Source organism: Lederbergia ruris (genome assembly GCF_018332955.1).
GTDB classification, from domain to species: domain Bacteria; phylum Bacillota; class Bacilli; order Bacillales; family Bacillaceae_C; genus Lederbergia; species Lederbergia ruris.
Genome location: NZ_BORB01000099.1, coordinates 1 through 993, shown reverse-complemented (window position 1 = coordinate 993; position 993 = coordinate 1). Strand labels below are relative to the sequence as shown.

Genomic DNA, 993 nt, shown 5'->3' with positions numbered 1-993 from the left:
CCAACATCCCAGAATAGGAAGTGACAAGTTGTACCCTCAATTATTAACTTATTTACTCGAATTTATCAAGTTTCAAGACCAAATGATTCGTACTTTACAAACTCTTCTTATTGGTAAAAACATGTTTGAAAAGCCTACAGAAGAGCCCGTTAATAAACCTTATCGAAAACTTCAGGTCGATGATCTCCCAATCATTGAGACTTTTGAAAAACTAAATTATAAAATCCTTTTAGAAGACTATTCGATGGAACATGGGAAACCTCTTAAACCTGTTAAAAGGCATGCTCATTCAAAAATGACTGTTCCAAAGTCAATGAACTGTCCCAAGTGTGGTGCTCCATCAGATTATCTTTATGCGAATAATGGAAGTAAAGGGCAGTTTCTGTGTAAAGTCTGTTCTTGTCTTTTCAGTGATAAGAATCGGTTCTCTAAAGAGGCCATTTTAAGGTGCCCTCACTGTGCCAAAACTCTTGAAAAAATTAAAGAAAGAAAAGATTTCTCTGTCTTCAAATGTAAAAACAACAACTGTCCCTATTACCTTAAGAAACGGGATGGGATGTCTTCAAAAGAGAAGAAACGCTTTAAAAAGGATCCACAGGCATTTAAATTAAGGTATATTTTCCGACAGTTTCACGTTGATTATCTACCTTTGTCTAAACAATCCCCCGAGTTACCAAGGGTAAATTTGTCTAAGATCCATGCTTCACCTCATACATTGGGTTTAATCTTGACTTACCATGTGAATTACGGGCTTTCAGCCCGTAAAACAGCTGCAATTATGCAGGATGTTCATGGTGTCGCTATTTCCCATCAGACGATATTGAATTACGAGAACAGTGTCGCTTTACTCCTCAAGCCTTATGTGGATTATTATCCTTATGAGCTCTCGGATCAATTCTGTGGAGATGAAACCTATATCCGCGTGAACGGAAAATGGCACTATTTGTTTTTCTTTTTTGACGCGGTAAAGAAAATTATTCTTTCCTATCCCGT

At 37.1% G+C, this 993-nt stretch carries 1 protein-coding gene; it reads left to right on the top strand.

Annotated features, from left to right (window positions below; genetic code table 11):
- Positions 1 to 28 precede the first annotated feature (28 nt).
- Positions 29 to 993, top strand: a 965-nt coding sequence (locus KI363_RS21550; RefSeq protein ID WP_212967609.1) for a transposase, incomplete at its 3' end; no start/stop codon positions are given.